Origin of the sequence: Pseudomonas sp. ICMP 8385 (genome assembly GCF_002699915.1) — a bacterium.
Taxonomy (GTDB): domain Bacteria; phylum Pseudomonadota; class Gammaproteobacteria; order Pseudomonadales; family Pseudomonadaceae; genus Aquipseudomonas; species Aquipseudomonas gessardii.
This window is the reverse complement of record NZ_LKBY01000168.1, coordinates 33,618-56,060: the sequence shown is the minus strand read 5'-3', so window position 1 is coordinate 56,060 and position 22,443 is coordinate 33,618. Positions and strand designations below refer to the sequence as shown.

The 22,443-nt window shown below is 62.6% G+C and carries 22 protein-coding genes; 9 read left to right on the top strand and 13 right to left on the bottom strand.

Features of this window, described 5'->3' with window-relative positions; all coding sequences use genetic code 11:
• Positions 1-59: 59 nt before the first annotated feature.
• The 4 genes from AO268_RS31520 to glyQ form a co-directional block, all read right to left on the bottom strand.
• A complete protein-coding gene (locus AO268_RS31520) occupies positions 60-830 on the bottom strand; it encodes a lysophospholipid acyltransferase family protein (protein ID WP_099170853.1) in 771 nt (256 codons plus the stop codon).
• Positions 831-912: 82 nt separating this feature from the next.
• Positions 913-1,452, bottom strand: coding sequence for a D-glycero-beta-D-manno-heptose 1,7-bisphosphate 7-phosphatase (gmhB, locus tag AO268_RS31515; protein WP_169865815.1), 540 nt, complete (start codon positions 1,450-1,452; stop codon positions 913-915).
• A complete protein-coding gene (gene glyS / locus AO268_RS31510; RefSeq protein WP_099170852.1) occupies positions 1,452-3,506 on the bottom strand; it encodes a glycine--tRNA ligase subunit beta in 2,055 nt (684 codons plus the stop codon). The genes gmhB and glyS overlap by 1 nt, the downstream gene beginning before the upstream one ends.
• Positions 3,503-4,456, bottom strand: a complete 954-nt coding sequence (gene glyQ / locus AO268_RS31505) for a glycine--tRNA ligase subunit alpha (protein WP_003213601.1) — start codon at positions 4,454-4,456, stop codon at positions 3,503-3,505. Before glyQ ends, glyS begins: the two co-directional genes overlap by 4 nt.
• A gap of 81 nt (positions 4,457-4,537) precedes the next feature.
• Here glyQ and AO268_RS31500 point away from each other — a divergent pair, with 81 nt between their 5' ends.
• Together AO268_RS31500 and AO268_RS31495 are read left to right on the top strand one after the other, a co-directional pair.
• Positions 4,538-5,095: a DNA-3-methyladenine glycosylase I gene (locus AO268_RS31500; protein WP_099170851.1), complete on the top strand. Its 558-nt coding sequence runs from the start codon at positions 4,538-4,540 to the stop codon at positions 5,093-5,095.
• Positions 5,096-5,135: 40 nt separating this feature from the next.
• Positions 5,136-6,023, top strand: coding sequence for a lysophospholipid acyltransferase (locus tag AO268_RS31495; RefSeq protein ID WP_076964388.1), 888 nt, complete (start codon positions 5,136-5,138; stop codon positions 6,021-6,023).
• A 129-nt stretch (positions 6,024-6,152) separates the two neighbouring features.
• Here AO268_RS31495 and AO268_RS31490 read toward each other — a convergent pair whose 3' ends face one another.
• Genes AO268_RS31490 through def form a run of 5 tightly spaced genes read right to left on the bottom strand, consistent with a single transcriptional unit; the run spans position 6,153 to position 10,704 of the window.
• Complete coding sequence (locus AO268_RS31490; protein WP_076964387.1) at positions 6,153-6,464, bottom strand: hypothetical protein; 312 nt, start codon at positions 6,462-6,464, stop codon at positions 6,153-6,155.
• 18 nt (positions 6,465-6,482) lie between these two features.
• Positions 6,483-7,856 carry a Trk system potassium transporter TrkA gene (gene trkA / locus AO268_RS31485; protein ID WP_076964386.1) on the bottom strand — a complete coding sequence of 458 codons (1,374 nt, stop codon included), beginning with the start codon at positions 7,854-7,856 and terminating at the stop codon, positions 6,483-6,485.
• A 23-nt stretch (positions 7,857-7,879) separates the two neighbouring features.
• Positions 7,880-9,190, bottom strand: coding sequence for a 16S rRNA (cytosine(967)-C(5))-methyltransferase RsmB (gene rsmB, locus AO268_RS31480; RefSeq protein WP_099170850.1), 1,311 nt, complete (start codon positions 9,188-9,190; stop codon positions 7,880-7,882).
• A complete protein-coding gene (gene fmt / locus AO268_RS31475) occupies positions 9,190-10,140 on the bottom strand; it encodes a methionyl-tRNA formyltransferase (protein ID WP_099170849.1) in 951 nt (316 codons plus the stop codon). Before fmt ends, rsmB begins: the two co-directional genes overlap by 1 nt.
• Positions 10,141-10,197: 57 nt before the next feature.
• Positions 10,198-10,704 (bottom strand): peptide deformylase, encoded by a 507-nt coding sequence (gene def / locus AO268_RS31470; protein WP_099170848.1) that lies wholly within the window; start codon positions 10,702-10,704, stop codon positions 10,198-10,200.
• 265 nt (positions 10,705-10,969) lie between these two features.
• Here def and dprA point away from each other — a divergent pair, with 265 nt between their 5' ends.
• Together dprA and AO268_RS31460 are read left to right on the top strand one after the other, a co-directional pair.
• Entirely contained in the window at positions 10,970-12,064 is a 1,095-nt protein-coding gene (gene dprA / locus AO268_RS31465; RefSeq protein ID WP_076964382.1) for a DNA-processing protein DprA, read from the top strand.
• A 54-nt stretch (positions 12,065-12,118) separates the two neighbouring features.
• A complete protein-coding gene (locus AO268_RS31460) occupies positions 12,119-12,676 on the top strand; it encodes an L-threonylcarbamoyladenylate synthase (RefSeq protein WP_076964381.1) in 558 nt (185 codons plus the stop codon).
• Positions 12,677-12,797: 121 nt separating this feature from the next.
• On the opposite strand, the gene AO268_RS31455 is transcribed toward AO268_RS31460, so the two are convergent.
• A complete protein-coding gene (locus tag AO268_RS31455; RefSeq protein ID WP_099170847.1) occupies positions 12,798-13,775 on the bottom strand; it encodes an NADPH:quinone reductase in 978 nt (325 codons plus the stop codon).
• Positions 13,776-13,935: 160 nt separating this feature from the next.
• Here AO268_RS31455 and hemF point away from each other — a divergent pair, with 160 nt between their 5' ends.
• Together hemF and aroE are read left to right on the top strand one after the other, a co-directional pair.
• On the top strand, positions 13,936-14,868 hold the full coding sequence (hemF, locus tag AO268_RS31450) for an oxygen-dependent coproporphyrinogen oxidase (RefSeq protein ID WP_076963322.1): 933 nt from the start codon (positions 13,936-13,938) through the stop codon (positions 14,866-14,868).
• Positions 14,868-15,692 (top strand): shikimate dehydrogenase, encoded by an 825-nt coding sequence (gene aroE, locus AO268_RS31445; protein ID WP_076963323.1) that lies wholly within the window; start codon positions 14,868-14,870, stop codon positions 15,690-15,692. Before hemF ends, aroE begins: the two co-directional genes overlap by 1 nt.
• Positions 15,693-15,801: 109 nt before the next feature.
• Here the strand turns inward: aroE and AO268_RS31440 are convergent, their stop codons facing one another.
• From AO268_RS31440 to betC, 3 genes are all read right to left on the bottom strand, one after another.
• Positions 15,802-17,364 carry a SulP family inorganic anion transporter gene (locus tag AO268_RS31440; RefSeq protein WP_099170846.1) on the bottom strand — a complete coding sequence of 521 codons (1,563 nt, stop codon included), beginning with the start codon at positions 17,362-17,364 and terminating at the stop codon, positions 15,802-15,804.
• A gap of 74 nt (positions 17,365-17,438) precedes the next feature.
• The gene (gene choX, locus AO268_RS31435) at positions 17,439-18,356 is read right to left on the bottom strand and encodes a choline ABC transporter substrate-binding protein (RefSeq protein ID WP_099170845.1); all 918 of its coding nucleotides are present in this window, start codon (positions 18,354-18,356) and stop codon (positions 17,439-17,441) included.
• 19 nt (positions 18,357-18,375) lie between these two features.
• Positions 18,376-19,890 (bottom strand): choline-sulfatase, encoded by a 1,515-nt coding sequence (gene betC, locus AO268_RS31430; RefSeq protein WP_099170844.1) that lies wholly within the window; start codon positions 19,888-19,890, stop codon positions 18,376-18,378.
• A gap of 103 nt (positions 19,891-19,993) precedes the next feature.
• On the opposite strand from betC, the gene AO268_RS31425 reads away from it, so the two are divergent.
• The 3 genes from AO268_RS31425 to AO268_RS31415 all read left to right on the top strand — a co-directional run bounded on the left by AO268_RS31425 (position 19,994) and on the right by AO268_RS31415 (position 22,443).
• Complete coding sequence (locus AO268_RS31425) at positions 19,994-20,944, top strand: choline sulfate utilization transcriptional regulator (protein WP_076963327.1); 951 nt, start codon at positions 19,994-19,996, stop codon at positions 20,942-20,944.
• A 31-nt stretch (positions 20,945-20,975) separates the two neighbouring features.
• Positions 20,976-21,302: a DOPA 4,5-dioxygenase family protein gene (locus AO268_RS31420; RefSeq protein ID WP_076963328.1), complete on the top strand. Its 327-nt coding sequence runs from the start codon at positions 20,976-20,978 to the stop codon at positions 21,300-21,302.
• Between the two features lie 175 nt (positions 21,303-21,477).
• Entirely contained in the window at positions 21,478-22,443 is a 966-nt protein-coding gene (locus tag AO268_RS31415; protein WP_076963403.1) for a 2-dehydro-3-deoxygalactonokinase, read from the top strand.

The following is a 22,443-nucleotide window of genomic DNA, read 5'->3' as shown; positions in this document are numbered from 1 at the left end:
GCCTACAAGCTAAAAACGGCATTTAGCCAACAAAGCGTACACAGGTTATCCACAGAACGTCAGATCACCGCCTGGTCTGCTGCAACCGGCAGTGGCGGCAGTGAACCCATGGCCCGTTGCTGCGCTTCATTCCAGGCCGCAGCGCGGTCATTGAGCGCTGCAATTGCACGCGGTCCTTCCCCTTGCGCATACATCGGCTCGCCGATCACCACGGTGATGGTGCCCTCGCGCTTGGCCCAGCCTTCCTTGGGCCAGAACTTGCCGGCATTGTGGGCAATCGGCAGTACCGGCAGGTTGGCGTTGACCGCCAATGCCGTACCGCCTCGGGAGAACTTGCCGACAGTGCCAAAGGGCACGCGGGTGCCTTCCGGGAAAATCAGTACCCACACCCCATCCTTGAGCAACTCGTCACCCTTCTTCGCCACATGCTTGAGCGCGGCCTTGGGGTTGTCGCGGTCGATGGCGATCGGGCGCAGCATGGCCATGGCCCAGCCAAAGAACGGGACGAACAGCAACTCACGCTTGAGCACCTGGCTCAGGGGCGAGAAATACGCGGAAAGGAAGAACGTCTCCCAGGTGCTCTGGTGGTTCGACAGGATCACGCAGGGCTGGTCCGGGACGTTTTCGGCGCCCTTGACCTCGAAGCGGATGCCCAGGAACACCTTGGTCAGCCACAACGCGCAGCGGCACCAATAGACATTGATAAAGCGATAGCGCACCTTGAATGGCAAAAAGGGCGCAATAAAAAAGCTCAGGGTGCACCAGAGAAACGAACTGGTGCCCAGCAGCAGGTAAAAGAAGAAGGTTCTGATGGCCTGCAAAATCGACATGGCAGCATTTACCGTTGCGGGACAACGCCCGCCTGTTAAAAGTGCACTCCCGAACAATCCCTGGTCAGGAAGTCGAGGGCGACTAGTTGTTGATAAGTTCTGCGGCAACCGCCGCCAGATCGTCAAAAATCAAGGTGCCGACCGGCAGGTTTTTCGCCTGGGTCTTCTCGCCTTTTCCGGTCTTTACCAAAACTGGCTGAGAGTCGACGGCTTTGGCCGCCTCCAGGTCACCGAGACTGTCCCCGACGAACCATATCCCAGCCAGGGGCACCTTGTAATGTTCTGAAATGATTTTCAACATGCCAGGCTTGGGTTTGCGGCAATCGCAGCCCTCATCCGGCCCGTGAGGGCAGTACACCACCAGCCCCACCTCACCGCCCTGTTCGGCCACCAATGCGCGCAGGCGCGCATGCATGGCGTCCAGGGTGGCGATGTCATAGTAGCCGCGGGCAAGGCCGGACTGGTTGGTAGCAATGGCTACCGTCCAGCCGGCCTTGCTCAACTGCGCGATGGCTTCGATCGAGCCGGGCAGCGGGATCCACTCCTCCACCGACTTGATGTAGGCGTCGGAGTCGTAATTGATCACCCCGTCCCGATCGAGAATCAGCAGTTTCAACATGATCAGCTCAGCGTCGAAATGTCGGCGATGTTGACGAACAAGCCGCGCAGACGCGCCAGCATGGCGTAGCGGTTTTTCCGCACGCCGGCATCTTCGGCATTGATCATCACCGCTTCAAAGAACGCATCCACCGGCTCACGCAAGGTGGCCAGGCGCGCCAGTGCTTCGGCGTAGTTGCGTTCGGCTATCAGCGGCTTCACTGCGTTTTCTGCCTTGGCGATGGCCGAGTTCAGCGAGAACTCCTTGGCATCGGCAAACAAGCCAGGGTCGACATCCGCATTGCCCAGGCCTTCAGCCTTGCTCAGCAGGTTCGACACGCGCTTGTTCACGGCGGCCAGGGCGTCGGCTTCCGGCAGCTTGCGGAAGGCCTGTACGGCTTGCACACGCTGGTCGAAGTCCAGTGCCGAGCCGGGTTGCAGGGCACGTACCGACAGGTAGACGGAAACGTCCACGCCTTCGTCTTCGTAGCGCGCACGCAGGCGGTCGAACACGAACTCCAGCACTTGCTCGGCCAAACCGGCTTGCTTGACCTTGCCACCGAACTGACCCACCGCGAACACCACGGCCTGGGTCAGGTCGAGGTCCAGCTTCTTGTCGATCAGGATACGCAGCACGCCCAGGGCCGCACGGCGCAGGGCATACGGGTCTTTGCTGCCGGTCGGCAACATGCCGATGCCGAAGATACCGACCAGGGTATCCAGCTTGTCAGCGATGGCCACGGCCGCCCCGGTCAGGGTGGTCGGCAGCTCGGCGCCAGCACCGCGCGGCATGTATTGCTCGTTCAAGGCCAGGGCGACGTCTTCAGGCTCGCCGTCATTGAGCGCGTAGTAGTAACCGGCAACACCTTGCATTTCCGGGAACTCGCCGACCATCTCGGTGGCCAGGTCGCACTTGCACAGCAGGCCCGCGCGGGCGGCCAGGGCCGCATCGCCGCCAATGCGCGGGGCGATGTAGGCCGCCAGCTTGGAAACCCGCACAGCCTTGTCGTAGACGCTGCCCAGTTTTTCCTGGAACACCACGTTCTGCAGGCGCAGGTTGAAGTCTTCGAGTTTTTGCTTCTTGTCTTGCTTGAAGAAGAACTCGGCGTCGGTCAGGCGCGGGCGCACGACTTTTTCGTTACCGGCGATGATCTGCTGCGGGTCCTTGCTCTCGATGTTGGCCACGGTGATAAAACGCGGCAGCAACTTGCCATCCACATCCAGCAGGCAGAAATACTTCTGGTTGTCCTGCATGGTGGTGATCAGGGCTTCTTGCGGCACATCGAGGAAGCGCTCCTCGAACGAGCACACCAGCGGCACCGGCCATTCCACCAGCGCGGTCACTTCGTCGAGCAGGCTTGGCGGCACGATGGCGGTGCCTTCCTGCAAACGGGCCAGCTCTTCGGTACGCTTGCTGATCAGTTCGCGGCGCTCGTTGGCATCCGCCAGCACATAGGCGGCACGCAGGTCAGTGGCGTAGTTGGCCGGCGAGGTGATGCGCACGGCTTCAGGATGGTGGAAGCGGTGACCACGGGAGTCGCGGCCGGCCTTCTGGGCCAGGATAGTGCAGTCGATGACTTGATCACCGAGCAGCATCACCAACCATTGGGTCGGGCGTACGAATTCTTCCTTGCGCGCACCCCAGCGCATGCGCTTGGGGATCGGCAGGTCGTTGAGGGAGTCTTCAACGATGGTCGGCAGCAGGCTGGCAGTCGGCTTGCCTTTGATGACCTGGCTGAAACGCAGTTTCGGGCCGCTCTGGTCGATCTCGCTCAGCTCGACGCCACACTTCTTGGCAAAACCCAGGGCGGCCTGGGTCGGGTTGCCTTCGGCATCGAAAGCAGCCTGGCGTGGCGGGCCGTCGAGGTTGATATTGCGGTCCGGCTGCTGGGTTTCTAGCACGGTCAGCAAGACCGCCAGGCGACGTGGCGCGGCGTAGACCTTCTTGGCTTGAAATTTCAGGCCGGCGGTCTGCAGGCCTTTCTCGATACCGGCCAGAAAGGCATCGGCCAGGGTGTTCAGGGCCTTGGGTGGCAGCTCTTCGGTGCCCAGTTCAACCAGGAAATCTTGAGCACTCATTGTGCAGCCTCCAGCTTAGCCAACACTTCATCACGCAAATCCGGGGTTGCCATCGGGAAGCCCAGCTTGGCGCGGGCCAGCAGGTAGGCTTGGGCGACGGAACGCGCCAGGGTGCGCACACGCAGGATGTATTGCTGGCGCGCGGTTACCGAGATGGCACGGCGGGCGTCCAGCAGGTTGAAGGTGTGGGATGCCTTCAGGACCATTTCGTAGCTTGGCAACGGCAGCGGCTGATCCAGTTCGATCAGGCGCTTGGCTTCGCTTTCGTAGAAGTCGAACAGCTCGAACAGCTTCTCGACGTTGGCGTGTTCAAAGTTGTAGGTCGACTGCTCCACTTCGTTCTGGTGGAACACATCGCCATAGGTGACCTTGCCGAATGGACCGTCTGCCCACACCAGGTCGTAGACCGAGTCCACGCCCTGCAGGTACATGGCCAGGCGCTCCAGGCCGTAGGTGATCTCGCCGGTCACCGGGTAGCACTCGATGCCGCCCGCTTGCTGGAAGTAAGTGAACTGCGTGACTTCCATGCCGTTGAGCCAGACTTCCCAGCCCAGGCCCCAGGCGCCGAGGGTGGGCGATTCCCAGTTGTCTTCGACGAAACGGATATCGTGGACCAGCGGGTCCAGGCCGACATGTTTCAGCGAGCCCAGGTACAGCTCCTGGAAGTTGTCCGGGTTGGGCTTCAATACCACCTGGAACTGGTAGTAGTGCTGCAGGCGGTTGGGGTTTTCGCCGTAGCGGCCGTCAGTCGGGCGACGACTGGGCTGCACATAAGCGGCGTTCCAGGTTTCCGGGCCGATGGCCCGCAGGAATGTGGCGGTGTGGAAAGTGCCGGCGCCTACTTCCATATCGTAGGGCTGAAGTACCACACAACCTTGCTCGGCCCAGTATTGCTGGAGGGCGAGGATCAAGTCTTGGAAGGTACGCACGGCTGGCGTAGGCTGGCTCACAAAATTCACCTGTTACTTGGGCTGCGATTTAAAGGGCGGCAGTATACCCGATTCGGCCCTGTCACCACTCCCTGGAGCCTTATGCCACGCTGCTTTTGGTGTTCTGAAGATCCGTTGTACATGGCTTATCACGATCAGGAGTGGGGCACGCCGCTGCACGATGCGCAGGGTTTGTTTGAACTGCTTTTGCTCGAAGGGTTCCAGGCGGGCCTGTCCTGGATCACCGTTTTACGCAAACGCGAGCATTATCGAAAGGTCTTGTTCGGCTTTGATGCCCAGCGCCTGGCGCAGTTGAGCGATGCCGAGATCGAGCAGTTGATGCTCGATCCAGGCATTGTGCGCAACCGCTTGAAACTCAATGCCACCCGGCGCAATGCCGCGGCCTGGCTGGCGCTGGAGGACCCGGTGGGGCTGCTCTGGTCGTTTGTCGGCGGCGTGCCCAGGGTCAACCATTTCAAGGATCGCAGCCAGGTCCCGGCGATTACGCCGCAGGCCGAGGCCATGAGCAAAGCCCTCAAGAAAGCCGGTTTCACCTTCGTCGGGCCGACCATCTGCTACGCGTTCATGCAGGCCTCGGGGATGGTCATGGACCACACCCAGGACTGCGACCGTTACGCGGACTTGGTCAACGCCGGGTAGAATGGCCGCTTTGCGCACCACACACGATCAGGAGTGACCTGTGGAAAAGTTAAAAGGCGCCTTGCTGGTAGGCGCTCTGCGATTGTTTGCCCTGCTGCCCTGGCGCGCCGTGCAAGCCGTGGGTTCGGCGATTGGCTGGATCATGTGGAAAACCCCCAACCGCTCCCGCGACACGGTGCGGATCAACCTCTCCAAGTGTTTCCCGGACATGGACCCGGCCGAGCGCGAGCGCCTGGTGGGCCAGAGCCTGATGGACATCGGCAAGTCCCTGACCGAAAGCGCCTGTGCCTGGATCTGGCCGGCCCAGCGTTCCATCGACCTGGTGCGTGAAGTCGAAGGCCTGGAGGTGCTGCAGCAAGCCCTGGCCTCGGGCAAAGGCGTGGTCGGCATCACCAGCCACCTGGGCAACTGGGAAGTGCTCAATCACTTCTATTGCAGCCAGTGCAAACCGATCATTTTCTACCGCCCGCCCAAGCTCAAGGCGGTGGATGACCTGCTGCGCAAGCAACGCGTGCAACTGGGCAACCGGGTGGCGGCGTCGACCAAGGAAGGCATCCTCAGTGTGATCAAGGAAGTGCGCAAGGGTGGCCAGGTGGGGATTCCCGCTGACCCGGAGCCGGCAGAGTCGGCCGGGATCTTCGTACCGTTCTTCGCCACCCAGGCGCTGACCAGCAAGTTCGTGCCAAACATGCTGGCGGGCGGCAAGGCGGTGGGGGTGTTCCTGCATGCCCTGCGGCTGCCGGACGGTTCGGGCTACAAAGTGATCCTGGAGGCGGCGCCTGAGGACATGTACAGCACCGACACGGCCACGTCCTGCGCGGCGATGAGCAAGGTGGTGGAGCGTTATGTCGGCGCCTACCCCAGCCAGTACATGTGGAGCATGAAGCGCTTCAAGAAACGCCCGCCGGGTGAGGCGCGCTGGTACTGATACCCCCAGTTTTACAAGCAACGAAGATCAAATGTGGGAGCTGGCTTGCCTGCGATGGCATCGCCTCGGTGTCACTGAAAGATTTCAGTCGCCTGCATCGCAGGCAAGCCAGCTCCCACAGGGGTCGCCTCAACCCTGGCGATCGAGTTTTTTCAGGAACACCGTCATCTCTTTCTCGGCCTGCTTGTCGCCATGGGCCTGGGCCGCTGCAATCCCCTGCTCCCATGCCTGGCGTGCTGCATTTTTATCGCCCAGCGCCGCGTGTGCCTTGCCCAACAGCTTCCACGCCGCCGAGTACTTCGGATCAAACACCACACACTGGTGCAGATGCTCGGCCGCCTTGGCATTGTCCTTCAAATCCAGGTAACCCTTGCCCAAGCCAAAGCGCAGCAGCGAGTTATCCACACCCTTGGCGAGCATTTTTTCCAGGGATTCGAGCATGTCGGTCTCTCCGTCACATCAGAAAAAGCTCAACCCCACGTGGAACAACTTCTCCACATCGCGGATATGTTTTTTATCCACCAGGAACAGAATCACATGGTCCCCGGCGGCAATCACCGTGTCGTCATGGGCGATGATCACTTCTTCATCGCGAATGATCGCGCCAATGGTGGTGCCCGGTGGCAAGCCGATATCGCGAATTGCCCGACCGATCACCTTGCTGGATTTGGAGTCGCCATGGGCAATCGCCTCGATGGCTTCCGCCGCGCCGCGGCGCAATGAGTGCACGCTGACGATATCGCCGCGGCGCACATGGGTCAGCAAGGTGCCGATGGTGGCCAACTGCGGGCTGATGGCAATGTCGATATCGCCGCCCTGGATCAGGTCCACATAGGCCGGGTTGTTGATGATGGTCATCACCTTCTTCGCCCCCAGCCGCTTGGCCAGCAGCGACGACATGATATTGGCCTCGTCGTCGTTGGTCAGGGCCAGGAAGATATCGGCGTCGGCGATGTTTTCTTCCATCAGCAGGTCGCGGTCCGAGGCGCTGCCTTGCAGGACCACGGTGCTGTCGAGGGTGTCGGACAAATGCCGGCAGCGTGCCGGATTCATCTCGATGATCTTCACCTGGTAGCGGCTTTCGATGGCCTCGGCCAGACGCTCGCCAATCTGCCCGCCGCCGGCGATGACGATGCGTTTGTAGCTCTCGTCGAGCCGGCGCATTTCGCTCATCACCGCACGGATATTGGCCTTGGCGGCGATGAAGAAGACTTCGTCGTCGGCTTCGATCACGGTGTCGCCCTGGGGCAGGATCGGCCGGTCGCGGCGGAAAATCGCGGCCACGCGGGTTTCCACATTCGGCATATGTTCGCGCAGCTGGCGCAGTTGCTGGCCCACCAGCGGCCCGCCGTAGTAGGCCTTGACCGCTACCAGTTGCGCCTTGCCTTCGGCAAAGTCGATCACCTGCAACGCGCCGGGGATTTCGATCAGGCGCTTGATGTAGTGGGTGACCACCTGCTCCGGGCTGATCAGCACGTCCACCGGAATCGCGTCGTTGTCGAACAGGCCGGCGCGGGTCAGGTAGGCCGCTTCACGCACCCGGGCGATCTTGGTCGGGGTGTGGAACAGGGTATGGGCGACCTGGCAGGCGACCATGTTGGTCTCGTCGCTGTTGGTCACGGCCACCAGCATGTCGGCATCGTCGGCGCCGGCCTGGCGCAGCACGGTGGGGAACGAGGCACGGCCCTGGACCGTGCGGATATCCAGGCGGTCGCCCAGGCCGCGCAGGCGTTCGGCATCGGTATCGACCACGGTAATGTCGTTGGCTTCACTGGCCAAATGCTCGGCCAGCGTACCGCCGACCTGCCCTGCGCCAAGGATGATGATCTTCATCCGGTCACTCCCTTAAAAACCATTCAACCGCGTGCAGCGGCAATCTTGATCAGCTTTGCGTAGTAGAAACCATCATGTCCGCCGTCCTGTGCGAGCAACTGGCGGCCATGGGGTTGCTTGATCCCGGCCGCCGTGGCGATATCCAGCTCCCGTGCGCCGCTGGTGCGGGCAAGGAAGGCTTCGATCACCTCGGTGTTCTCGGTGGGCAAGGTCGAGCAGGTGGCGTAGAGCAGGATGCCACCGACCTCCAGCGTCGGCCACAGCGCGTCCAGCAACTCGCCTTGCAGCACGGCCAGGGCGGCGATGTCGTCGGGTTGGCGGGTCAGCTTGATATCCGGGTGGCGGCGGATCACGCCGGTAGCGGAACATGGCGCGTCCAGCAGGATGCGCTGGAACGGCTTGCCATCCCACCAAGTGGCAGTGTCGCGCCCGTCGGCGGCGATCAGTTCGGCGTCCAGGCCCAGGCGCGCGAGGTTTTCCCGCACGCGCACCAGGCGCTTGGCCTCCAGGTCTACGGCGACGACCCCGGCCAGGCCCGGCTCGACTTCCATGATATGGCAGGTCTTGCCGCCCGGGGCGCAGCAGGCGTCCAGCACCCGTTGGCCCGGCGCCAGGTCAAGCAGGTCGGCCGCCAGTTGCGCGGCTTCGTCCTGCACGCTGATCCAGCCTTCGGCAAAGCCTGGCAGGCTGCGCACATCGCCTGCGGTCTCCAGCACGATCCCGTCCTGGCTGTACACACAGGCGCTGGCATTGATGCCGGCCTCTGCCAGTAATGTGAGGTAGGCATCGCGGCGGTGATGGCGGCGATTGACCCGCAGAATCATCGGCGGGTGCGCGTTGTTGGCGGCGCAGATGGCTTCCCACTGCTCTGGCCAGAACGCCTTGAGGGATTTTTGCAGCCAGCGTGGGTGCGCAGTGCGCACGACCGGGTCGTGTTCCAGCTCGGCCAGCAACCCCTCGCTTTCGCGCTGGGCGCGGCGCAGTACGGCGTTGAGCAAGGCCTTGGCCCAGGGCTTTTTCAGCTTGTCGGCGCAGCCCACGGTTTCGCCGATGGCGGCGTGGGCCGGCACGCGGCTGTAGAGCAACTGGTACAACCCCACCAGCAGCAGCGCCTCGACATCGGCATCGGCGGCCTTGAACGGCTTTTGCAGCAACTTGGCCGCCAGCGCCGACAAACGCGGCTGCCAGCGGGCGGTGCCAAAGGCCAGGTCCTGGGTGAAGCCGCGATCACGGTCGTCGACTTTATCCAATTGCACCGGCAACGAGCTGTTCAGGGAAGCCTTGCCATTGAGCACGGCGGCCAGGGCCTTGGCGGCGGCCAAACGCGGGTTCATCAAGCGTCCACTCCAAGGATGATGCCAGGGGCAAATTTCTCACGACGGCTGTTGAACAAATCGCTGAAGTTCAGCGCCTTGCCGCCGGGCAATTGCAGACGGGTCAGACACAAAGCCTGTTCGCCGCAGGCCACCAGTAGGCCTTCCTTGCTGGCGCCGATGATTTCACCAGGCGCGCCGCTGCCGTCGGCCAGGCTGGCGGCGAGGATTTTCAAGGCTTCGCCATTCAGGGTGCTGTGGCAGATCGGCCACGGGTTGAAGGCGCGTACCAGGCGCTCCAGCTCCACGGCCGGGCGGCTCCAGTCGATGCGCGCTTCGTCCTTGTTCAGCTTGTGGGCGTAGGTGGCGAGGCTGTCGTCCTGTACTTCACCCTGCAAGGTGCCAGCGGCAAGGCCGGCAATGGCCTGCACCACTGCGGGCGGGCCCATTTCGGCCAGGCGGTCGTGCAGGCTGCCGCCGGTGTCCTGTGCGGTGATGGGGGTGGTGACCTTGAGCAGCATCGGCCCGGTGTCCAGGCCGGCTTCCATGCGCATCACGGTCACGCCGCTTTGTGCGTCACCGGCTTGCACCGCGCGCTGGATCGGCGCCGCACCGCGCCAGCGCGGCAGCAGCGAAGCGTGGCTGTTGATGCAACCCAGGCGCGGGATATCCAGCACGGCTTGCGGGAGGATCAGGCCGTAGGCCACCACTACCAGCAGGTCCGGTTTCAGGGCGGCCAGTTCAGCCTGGGCCTCGGCATTGCGCAGGGTCGGCGGTTGCAGCACGGCGATGCCGTTTTCCAGCGCCAGTTGCTTGACCGGGCTGGGCATCAGTTTTTGCCCACGGCCGGCCGGCCGATCCGGCTGGGTGTACACCGCGACGATTTCATAAGGGCTGGCAAGCAGGGCCTTGAGGTGTTCGGCGGCAAATTCAGGGGTGCCGGCAAAAACGATGCGCAGTGGCTCGGTCATGGGAAACGTCTCACAAAAGAAAAAGGCTTGCCGGAGCAAGCCTTCAAAAGAAGGGAATCAAGCTTGCTGGCGATGCTTCTTTTCCAGTTTCTTCTTGATCCGGTCGCGTTTGAGCGTGGACAGGTAATCGACAAACAGCTTGCCGTTGAGGTGGTCGCACTCATGCTGGATGCACACCGCCAGCAGGCCTTCGGCAATCAGCTCGAAGGGTTTGCCGTCGCGGTCCAGGGCCTTGATCTTGACGCGTAGCGGGCGTTCGACGTTCTCGTAGAACTCCGGCACCGACAGGCAGCCTTCCTGGTATTCGCCCATCTCGTCGGTCAGCGGCTCGAACTCCGGGTTGATGTACACCATCGGTGCGCTGCGGTCTTCGGACAGGTCCATGACCACCACACGCAGGTGCACGTTGACCTGGGTCGCGGCGAGGCCAATGCCCGGGGCTTCATACATTGTTTCAAACATGTCATCGACCAACTGACGAACCTTGTCGTCCACTACGGCCACTGGTTTGGCGATAGTGCGCAGGCGCGAGTCCGGGAATTCGAGGATGTTCAAAATAGCCATAAGCGTAATTGCTGCACATGTGAGGTAAAGGCAAATCGGCGTCGGGCTACCCCGCACGGCCGGTGTGAAACGCGCGCAGGCCGCGAAGGCCAAGGCATTTCACGCGAGCCCACATAATAAAGGAGATTGCCCCCATGAGGAAATCGCTACTCGTCTTCAAAACAGGCCGCCAGGCTGGGCGGCAATAACCAGTTGCAATAATTAGCCTGCTACAGAAGTTACCAACAGAGTTATCCACAGCTTGTTCCTGATCAAGGATGATCACATGTCAGTAATCCATACCGCGGATATTTCCCCTGCCGAGCTGGAAGCCCGCCTGCGTTTGCATCGCATGCCGGAGCTGGGGCCCAGGCGTTTCAAGACCTTGATCGAGGCCTTTGGTTGTGCCTCGAAGGCCATCGGCGCCCCGGCCAGCGCCTGGCGTTCCCTGGGGTTGCCGGCGGCCTGTGCCGAGGCCCGGCGCAGCCCGCAAGTGCGCGATGGCGCCAGCGTCGCCTTGGCCTGGCTAGAGCGTCCGGCCCAGCATTTGTTGATGTGGGACCAGCCCGACTACCCCGCCTTGCTGGCCGAGTTGGACGATGCGCCGCCGTTGTTATTCGTGGCCGGAACCCCCGCCATCCTGGAAAAACCGCAGTTGGCCATGGTCGGTAGCCGACGCGCCTCGCGGCCCGGGATGGATACGGCGGCGGCCTTTTCCCGCAGCCTGGCAAGCGCCGGTTTTGTCATCACCAGTGGCCTGGCCCTGGGCATCGATGGGGCGGCGCACCAGGCGGCATTAGATGTCGGGGGGCAGACTATCGGGGTGCTGGGCACCGGCCTGGAAAATTTTTATCCACAGCGCCACCGCCGGCTCGCCGAGGCGATGATTGCCCAGGGCAGCGCAGTGGTTTCCGAGTTTCCACTGGACGCCGGGCCCCAGGCTGGTAATTTTCCACGGCGCAACCGCATTATCAGCGGCCTGTCCCTGGGGGTGCTGGTGGTGGAAGCCAGCGTCGCCAGCGGCTCGCTGATTACCGCGCGGCTGGCGGCTGAGCAGGGGCGCGAGGTGTATGCCATCCCGGGGTCGATTCATCATCCGGGGGCCAGGGGCTGTCATCAACTGATCCGTGAGGGGGCGGTGCTGGTGGAAACCATCGAGCACATCCTCGAAGGGTTGCGCGGCTGGCAGGCGTTGGCGCGGCCTGCGCCGGTGGCGGTGACCCACCCGCTGGTGGCGCTGTTGCACGCGGCCCCCTACACCAGTGAAGGCTTGGCCGCCGCCAGCGGGCAGAGCCTGTCCCGGGTATTGGCGAGCCTTACCGAACTGGAGCTGGAGGGCCGGGTGATCTGCGAAAATGGCCGCTGGCTTGCGCGCAGTTAGGTTTTGTAACGAAGATCGGTAAACTGCGCAGAGCTTTGGTCTGGAGAGTAAGTAATGGTCAACAGGTGGCGTGTGCAAGAAGCCGCACGAGAGATTCGCGCAGGCGCGGTGATTGCCTATCCGACCGAGGCAGTGTGGGGCCTGGGCTGCGACCCGTGGAACGAGGACGCGGTGGAGCGCTTGCTGGCGATCAAGGGCCGCTCGGTGGACAAGGGGTTGATCCTGATCGCTGACAATATCCGGCAATTCGACTTTCTTTTCGAGGATTTCCCCGACACCTGGATCGACCGCATGGCCAGTACCTGGCCGGGGCCCAATACCTGGCTGGTGCCCCATCAGGACCTGCTGCCTGCATGGATTACCGGTCAGCACGACACCGTGGCGTTGCGGGTCAGCGATCATCCGCTGGTGCGGGACTTGTGTTCGCTGGTGGGCCCGTTGATCTCCACCTCGGCCAACCCCCAAGGCCGGCCGGCGGCGCGCACGCGGATCCGGGTGGAGCAGTATTTCCGTGGGCAGGTGGATTTGGTGCTGGGCGGTAGCCTGGGTGGGCGCAAGAACCCTAGTTTGATTCGGGATCTGGCGACGGGCGAGGTTCGCCGCCCGTCCTGAGACCGAGGCGTGGCCATCGCGAGCAAGCCCGCTCCCACATTCGAGCGCATTCCCATGCTGGAAATCGGTCGAATGTGGGAGCGGCTTGCCCGCGATAGCGGTCTGCCAAACAACCGAGATCCTATGGCAAAAAAATGGTCGACCCAGTGGTCCGCCGCCCCGACAACTCCACCTGCGCCTTCGCCGCATCCGCCAACGAAAAGCGCTGGTTGATATCAATGCGCACCTTGCCGCTTGCGATCATGCCAAACAGGTCATCGGCCATGGCCTGCAGGTTCTGCGGATTGTTGGCGTAGGTCGCCAGCGTCGGCCGGGTCACGTACAGCGAGCCTTTCGCTGCCAGAATCCCCAGGTTCACCCCGTCCACCGCGCCCGACGCATTGCCGAAACTCACCAGCAGGCCACGGGGCGCGACGCTGTCCAGCGAGGCGAGCCAGGTGTCCTTGCCGACGCCGTCGTACACCACTGGGCATTTCTTGCCGTCGGTCAGTTCCATCACCCGCTGTGGGACATTTTCCCTGCTGTAGTCGATGGTTTCCCAGGCGCCAAGGGATTTGGCCAGGGCGGCTTTTTCCGGCGAGCTGACCGTGCCGATCAGCTTCACACCCAGGGCCTTGGCCCACTGGCAGGCCAGGGAGCCGACGCCACCGGCAGCGGCGTGGAATAGGATGGTTTCACCGCCTTGCAACTCATAGGTCTGGCGCAGCAGGTACTGCACGGTCAGGCCCTTGAGCATGGCGCCAGCGGCTTGTTCAAAGCTGATTGCGTCCGGCAGATGCACCAGGTTGGCCGCCGGCAACACGTGCAACTCGCTGTAGGCCCCCAGAGGGCCGCTGCCGTAGGCCACGCGGTCGCCGACCTTGAATTGAGTGACTTCGCTGCCCACCGCATCGACCACGCCAGCCCCTTCCGCGCCCAGGCCCGAGGGCAGGGCCGGTGGTGCGTACAAGCCACTGCGAAAATACGTGTCGATAAAATTCAAGCCAATGGCCTTGTTCCGTACCCGAACCTGCTGTGGGCCGGGCTGCGCTGGTGTGTAGTCCACATACTCAAGTACTTCGGGGCCGCCATGGGCGCTGAACTGGATACGTTTGGCCATCTGCACTGTCCTCAAGTCTGTTTCGCGAAAGGCTCCTATCGGACTCCTATGCTTGATCTTCGTCAACTGTGGCAGCGCCCGGTGCGGTGGTATCCTGTGCGCCCCTTTGCCGCCGACGCCCAATGGCCTCGCGTAGCTTTGCCCGATTCAAGGTGATGCCATGACTACCCGCACCGAGGCTGTAAAAGCCTACCTGCTCGACCTGCAAGACCGCATTTGCAGCGCCCTGGAAACCTTCGAGGCGGACACGCGCTTTATCGAAGACGCCTGGACCCGCCCAGCCGGTGGCGGTGGCCGCACGCGGGTGATCGAGAACGGGAGCGTGATCGAAAAAGGCGGCGTCAACTTTTCCCACGTCTTCGGCAGCGGCCTGCCACCGTCCGCCAGTGCCCACCGCCCGGAACTCGCCGGTCGTGGTTTTGAAGCCCTCGGTGTGTCGTTGGTGATCCACCCGCATAACCCTCATGTGCCGACGTCCCACGCCAATGTGCGATTTTTCATCGCCGAGAAAGAAGGCGAAGAGCCGGTGTGGTGGTTTGGTGGCGGCTTTGACCTGACGCCCTACTACGCCAACGAAGAAGACTGCATCCACTGGCACCGCGTGGCCGAGCAGGCCTGCGCGCCGTTTGGCGCGGACGTCTACTCACGCTACAAGGCCTGGTGCGACAGCTACTTCCACATCAAGCATCGCAACGAGCCCCGGGGTATTGGCGGTCTGTTCTTCGATGATTTGAACGAGTGGGACTTCGACACCTGCTTTGCCTTTATCCGCGCTATTGGCGACGCCTACATCGACGCCTACCTGCCGATCGTGCAACGTCGCCAGGCCATGGCCTATACCGAGCAGCAGCGGCAGTTCCAGGAGTTCCGTCGTGGGCGCTACGTGGAATTCAACCTGGTCTACGACCGTGGCACACTGTTCGGCCTGCAATCGGGCGGGCGTACCGAGTCGATCCTGATGTCGCTGCCCCCGCAAGTGCGCTGGAGCTATGACTGGAAGGCCGCCGCCGGCAGCGAAGAAGCGCGCCTGACCGACTATTTCCTGCAAGACCGTGACTGGCTCGGCCTTGCTGCGCCCCAGGCGGCCAGTTGATGGATCGTTATGTGGTGTTCGGCAACCCCATCGGCCACAGCAAGTCGCCGCTGATTCATCGCCTGTTTGCCGAGCAGACGGGCGAGGCGCTGGACTACAGCACTCTGCTGGCGCCACTTGAGGATTTCACCGGCTGCGCCCGGGAGTTTTTCCTGCATGGGCGCGGTGCCAATGTCACCGTGCCGTTCAAGGAAGAGGCCTATCGCCTGGCCAACGCCCTGACCGAGCGTGCACAACGCGCAGGCGCGGTGAACACCCTGAGCAAGCTGGCCGATGGCAGCCTGCTGGGCGATAACACCGACGGCGCCGGCCTGGTGCGCGACTTGACTGTCAACGCCGGCTTGCGCCTGGCGGGCAAGCGCATCCTGCTGCTGGGTGCCGGCGGCGCGGTGCGCGGCGCACTGGAGCCACTGCTGGCGCAACAACCTGCCTCGTTGATCATCGCCAACCGCACCGTGGAAAAGGCCGAGCGGCTGGCCGAACTGTTCGATGACCTGGGGCCGGTCTCCGCCAGCGGTTTCGATTGGCTGAGTGAGCCGGTGGACCTGATCATCAACGCCACCTCCGCCAGCCTGTCAGGCGATGTACCGCCGATTGCCGGCAGCCTGGTCGAGCCGGGCAAGACCTTTTGCTACGACATGATGTACGCCAAGGAACCGACCGCCTTCTGCCGCTGGGCCACTGAACACGGCGCGGCACTGGCAATGGATGGCTTGGGCATGCTGGTGGAGCAGGCGGCGGAAGCCTTCTACCTGTGGCGCGGGGTGCGGCCAGATTCGGCGCCGGTGTTGGCCGAGCTGCGTAAACAACTGGCGGCTAACTAATTCTAATGTGGGAGCTGGCTTGCCTGCGATAGCGCTGGGTCAGCGCCGGATGTGCCAACTGATACACCGCTCTCGCAGGCAAGCCAGCTCCTACAATTTTTGAGCGTGTTCAGTCTTCAAAAAGGATCGGGCACTTGTCGGCCCCTTCCAGTTTTTTCAATTCTTCGACCACCTGCGGTCGCGCCCGGCGTAACGTCAGGCTGCGTCCCAACCCCTGCAACCGCCGCGCTTCCTGATGCAGCATCTCCACCCCGGAATAGTCGATAAAGTTGATCTGCTGCGCCTCGATCACCACTCGCTGGCCTTGCAGGCGTTGCAAGCGCACCTGCAGGTAGTGGCTGGCGCCAAAGAAGATCGACCCGCCGACCCGCAACACATCGTCTTCCCCATCGCGCCATTGCTGCACCCGTGGCTGCGAGGTGCGCTTGAGGTAGAAAAACAGCGACGCCAGCACCCCGGCATAGATCGCCGTCTGCAGCTCCAGCAGCAAGGTGGCCAGGCAGGTCAGGCCCATTACCACAAATTCTGCACGGCTGACCCGCCACAGCGCGCGGATGCCGCGATGATCCACCAGGCCCCAGCAGATCAGCAGGATGCTGGCGGCCATGCTCGGGATCGGGATGTGCGCAATCAACCCCGCGCCGAACAGCGCAAACAGCGCGACCCACAGCGCAGAAAACACCCCCGCCAGCGGCGAACAGGCCCCCGCTTCGTAACTCAGGCCCGAGCGGGTGAAGGAACCGGCCGACAGGTAGCCGGAGAAAAATCCGCCGACGATATTGGATAAACCCTGGGCGCGCACTTCCTGGTTGGCATCAAGCAGTTGTTGCGAACGTGCCGACAGCGAGCGGGCAATCGACAGGCTGGTGACCAGCCCCAACATGCCCACCGCCACGGCGCTGGGCAGCAGGCGCAGGATCATGTCCAGGTCCAGCGGCAACGGGCTGAACGGCGGCAGTTGGCCGATAAACGAGCTGACCCGCGCCACTTGCCCGAACATCGCCGGCCATGCCCACGCCATCAGGCTGCCCACGGTCAGGGCAATCAACAGGCTCGGCCAACGCGGCACCCAGTATTTGAGCAGTACGCCCACCAGCAAAGTGCCGAGCCCGAGGGCCAGTGACGGGCGATCCCACTCGCCGCCGTGGTCGATCAGCGCCAGCAGGCTGTTGATGGCGGTGGCCTGGCTGGGCAGGTCGAGCCCCAGCAGGTTGGGCAACTGGCCCAGGGCGATGACCACCGCTGCGCCGAGGGTGAAGCCGAGGACCACGGAATGGGAGACGAAATTGACCAGCGCGCCAAAGCGCAGCAGGCCCAACAGCCATTGGAAGACGCCGGCGAGCAAGGTCAGCAACAGGATCAGGGTGATGTAGTCCTGGGAGCCCGGCACTGCCAGCGGGCTGATGCTGGTGTAGAGCACGATGGAAATCGCCGCCGTCGGGCCGCAGATCAAATGCCAGGACGAACCCCACAGGCAGGCAATCAGCACCGGGATGATCGCCGCATACAGGCCGTATTCGGGAGGCAGGCCGGCGATCAGGGCGTAGGCGATGGATTGTGGCAACGCCAGCACCGCGCCGCTGAGGCCCACCAGTGCATCCCGGCCGACACTGGCGCGGGTCTGGCGTGGCAGCCAGCGCAGGAATGGGAAGAGTGTATGGGGCCGGGGCATTGGGCAGCTCAGGTCGAAAGGTTTGAGTCAGGGTATCAGCACAAACACAAGCCAGGTCCCACAGGGTGGCACTATTAAAGCCTGGCCTTGACCGCCGCCAACGCCTCCTGGCCATCCAGGGTTTTGACCTCCTCCAGCCACTGCTCCAGCACCGCTGGGTTGGCCCTGATCCATGCCTTCGCCGCGTCGGCATGGCTGACCTTGTTGTTCACCACCTCGGCCATGATGCTGTTCTCCATGTCCTGGGTAAATTTAAGGTTGGTCAGCAGCCTGGCCACATTCGGGCAGGCCTGTGCATAACCCTTGCGGGTCAGGGTGTACACGCTGCCGGTGTCGCCGAAGTATTTTTCGCCGCCCTTGAGGTAACGCATCTTAAACTGCACGTTCATCGGGTGCGGTGTCCAGCCGAGGAAGGTGACGAAACGCTCGCGCTTCACCGCCCTGGACACTTCGGCGAGCATCGCCTGTTCGCTGGACTCGATCAGCTTCCACTGGCCGAGGTTAAAGTCGTTCTTCTTGATGATCTCGTGCAGCGAAAGGTTGGCCGGCGCGCCGGAGCCGATGCCGTAGATTTTCTTGTCGAACTTGTCGGCAAATTTATCCAGGTCGGCAAAGTCACGCACACCGGCCTCCCACACATAGTCCGGCACCGCGAGGGTGAACTCGGTGCCCTCGAGGTTTTTCGCCAGTTGCACCACGTCGCCATTGGCCACGAACTTGTCATAGAAACCCTGCTGCGCGGGCATCCAGTTGCCCATAAACACATCCACCTGGCCGTCCTTGAGCCCGCCAAAGGTGATCGGCACCGCCAGGGTATCGACCTTGGCCTTGTAACCCATGCCGCTCAGTAGAAAGCCGGTAATGGCGTTGGTGGCGGCAATGTCGCTCCAGCCGGGGTCGGCCATCTTTACCGTCTCGCAACGGGCGTCGGCATACACCTGGGTCGCACTCAACAACAGCACGGCACTCACGACTGTGGATAACGTTTGCATGGCCTTCCCCTTACTGGATTTATTGGTTTTGGCAGGGTTGTGGATAACGTGCCTTGCGCTCCAGATCGTCGAGGTCGATATGGTTGCGCATGTACTGCTGGCTGGCGTCTACCAGCGGCTGGTGATCCCAGCTCTTGAGTTTGCCCAGTGTCAGCGCCTCGTATACCAGGCGCCGGCGGCGCTGGCTGGCGAGCACTTGCTGGTGGATCGCGGGCATGTCCCATTTGGCTCGCGCCTCGGCCAGGAACGCGTCGAACAGCGTGCGGTGGGCCGGCGACTGGCTGAGTTCTTGCTGTTCACGGGGGTCGTTATGCACATCGAACAGCAGGCAGGGATCATCCTCGCTGTAGATGAATTTGTAGGCGCCCCGGCGAATCATCATCAGCGGGCCAATGGTGCCTTCGGCCATGTACTCGCCGAACACTTCGTCATGCCCGCCCTGCCCCAGCAAGTGAGGGACCAGTGAGCGGCCATCAAGGGGCAATCGGCGGTCCGGTTCGCCGCCGGCCAACTCCACCAGGGTCGGTAACAGGTCCGCGGTGGACACCGCCGCACTCACCCGCCCAGCCTGGAATTGCCCCGGCGCGCTGACCAGCAGCGGCACCCGCGCGGCCATTTCAAACCAGTGCATTTTGTACCAGAGCCCACGCTCGCCGAGCATGTCGCCGTGGTCGCCGGAGAACACGATGATGGTGTCCTCGGCCAGGCCGGTGTCCTGCAGGGTTTGCAGGAGTTTGCCGACATTGCTGTCGATGTAGCTGCACGCCCCGAAGTAGGCGCGCCGTGCATCGCGGATCTTATCCACAGGCAGTGGCTTGTCCCACAGGTCGTAGACCTTGAGCAGGCGCTGGGAATGGGGGTCCAGGTCGGCCTGGGGCGGGGTTGTAGGCATTGGGATGTCATTGTCGTCGTACAGATCCCAGAACGGCTTGGGAATGGTGTACGGGTCGTGGGGGTGGGTCATGGAGACCGTGAGGCAGAACGGCTGGTCACCGTCCTCGCGAATATGGTCGAACAGGTACTGCTGGGCCTTGAACACCACCTCTTCGTCGAAGTCCAGCTGGTTGGTGCGCACACACGGGCCGGCTTGCAGCACCGACGACATATTGTGATACCAGGTGGGGCGCACGTCGGGCTCGTCCCAGTTCACCGCCCAGCCATAGTCGGCGGGGTAGATATCGCTGGTGAGGCGCTCTTCATAGCCGTGCAACTGGTCCGGCCCGCAGAAATGCATCTTGCCCGACAGCGCCGTGCGGTAGCCGAGGCGGCGCAGGTAGTGGGCGTAGGTCGGTATATCGGCGGGGAAATCCGCCGCGTTGTCGTAGGCGCCGATCTTGCTCGGCAACTGGCCACTAACCAGGGTGAAACGCGACGGCGCACACAGCGGGCTGTTGCAGTACGCGGCGTCGAACACCACGCCCTGGGCGGCCAGGCGGCTGAGGTTGGGCAGTTTGATCGGCGAAGGACCGTAGAACGGAAGCAACGGTGCGGCCATTTGATCGGCCATGATGAAAAGAATGTTCTTGCGCTTCATGGTCTCTCGGCATTCCATAGTCAATATTTATGCGATTGAGCATGGGGGCCATGGAATACGTGGTAAAGCCCATAGAGAGCAATGTCTAGGATAAGTACTGCTTATGTATAAAGCCCTGGGTAACCTGTCGCTGGACCTGTTGCGCGCCTTTGAAGCCGCCGCCCGTCATCGCAGCTTCACGGCGGCGGCGATGGAGCTGGGCACCACCCAGCCGGCCGTCAGCCAGCAGATCAAGCGCCTGGAAGAGCAGTTGGCCGTACGCTTGTTCGATCGCATCTACCGCGGCATCGAATTGACTGACGCCGGCAGGCTGTTGTTCGAGCACGTCCAGGCCGGGTTGCAGAGCATGGAGGCTGGCCTGGGGCTGATCACGCAACAGGACCAGCACGAAGTGTTGCAAGTGGCGACCGACTTCGCGTTCGCCGCCTACTGGCTGATGCCGCGCCTGCATCGCTTTCATGAAGCCAACCCGCAGGTGGATGTGAGCCTGGTCACCAGTGAGCGTAACCACGCGACCCTGCGCAGTGACATCGATGTGGCCGTGCTGTTTGGCGATGGGCGTTTTCGCCAGGGCCACAGCCAGTGGTTGTTCAACGAGGAAGTGTTCCCGGTGTGCAGCCCGCAACTGCTCAAGGGCCGCACCACGCCGCTGTCGCTGCAGAGCCTGCAGGCGTTACCGTTGCTGCACCTGCGCCAGGAAAGCCACAGCCAGTGGTTCGATTGGAACGGGCTGTTTCGCGAACTGGGGATCACTGCCGCGCCGACCCCGGGGCCGCTGCGGTTTGACAACTACACCCTGCTGATCCAGGCGGCGATTGCCGGCCAGGGCGTGGCCATTGGCTGGCGTCACCTGGTGGATAACCTGCTGGAGCAGCAGTGGCTGTGCCGGCCGATTGACGGCACGGTGATCTCGCGCTTTGGGTATTACGTGGTGTTGCCCCAGCGCAAACGGCGTGGGCCGTTGATCGAGCGGTTTGTCGAGTGGCTGATGGCCGAGCAGGCCGGCAGTGTGCAGTCCCTGGCCGGGCTGGCCCTGCCGTCGATTGCGGTCTAGGATCGGCCGATCAACGAGCCCGGAGCCTGTCATGCCATGTATCAAGGGCTATCACGCCCATATCTACTTCGACGCCAGCACGATCGAGCAGGCGCGCAAGCTCTGTGAGGACGCGGCGGCCATCTTCCCGCTGCACAGGGGGCGCATGCATGAGCGGCCGGTGGGGCCCCACCCGGACTGGAGCTGCCAATTGGCGTTCGACCCCCAGTACATTGGTGTGGCACTGCCGTGGCTGGCGCTCAATCGCAATGGCTTGGTGGTGTTCTTGCATCCCGAGACCGGTGATGACCTGAAGGACCACACCGACTACGCGATCTGGATGGGGGCCATGCGTCCGTTGGATCTGTCGATTTTTTAACCGGTTACAGTCAGCTGAATCCTTACGTTTGCGTGCGATAAAAAGCACGATTGCGTAGGGATTTTCTTTTCATTGTTCCAATATATGGGATTGATATTTATATATTGAGATGTTTCAAACCTTGGGTTTATATTCGGCCATCTGCTTTTTCAGCACCCACATTCCAGGTGAAGCGATGCCGGCGCAATTGATCGCGCTCGATTGGGGAACCAGTTCCCTTCGTGCTTATAAACTCGGCCCCGGTGGCCAGGTCCTCGAACAGCGCTCGCTGGCGTCGGGGATCATGCATTTGCCCAGCGAACCGCGGTTGATTGCCGGCGTTCACTGCAGCGATGGTTTTGAACTGGCGTTTGATAGCGCCTGTGGCGACTGGCTGGAGGCCCAGCCCCATCTGCCGGTGATCGCCTGCGGCATGGTCGGCAGCGCCCAGGGGTGGGGTCAGGCGCCTTACCGCAATACGCCGGTCGATGTCGCAGGCCTGGGCCAGGCGCTGCATAAGGTACGCAGCCTGCGCGGTGTCGAGGTGCATATCGTGCCCGGGGTGATCGAGCAGGTCGGCTTGCCCAATGTGATGCGCGGCGAAGAAACCCAGGTGCTCGGCGTGCTGCAAAGCCTGCCTGCCGGCGGTGAATTATTGATCGGCCTGCCTGGCAGCCATTCCAAATGGGTCGAGGTGGTCGATGGCTGCATCACCCACTTCGACACCTTCATGACCGGCGAACTGTTTGCGGTGCTGAGCAAGCACAGCCTGCTCGGGCGTACGCAAAAGAGCGCCGGGCAGTTCCAGGCAGAGGCCTTTGACCGGGGCGTGCAAGTGGCACGTTCAGGGGATGGCCGGCGCGGTGTGCTGTCGACGCTGTTCAGTGCGCGCACCCTGGGACTGACCGCCGAATTGACTGCCGAGCAGCAGCCGGACTACCTGTCCGGCCTGCTGATCGGCCATGAACTGGCCGGCTTGCCCGACCGTGCACGCACCACGCCGATCATCCTGGTGGGTGCCGCTGCCCTCTGTGCCCGCTACCAACGCGCCCTCGCCCGGTGTGGTTTCAGCCACGTCAGCCTTGCGCAAGCAGCGAGCGAACGTGGCCTGTGGCAACTGGCGCTGGCCGCCGGGCTCACTCAACCTGCCATCGAGGCCTGA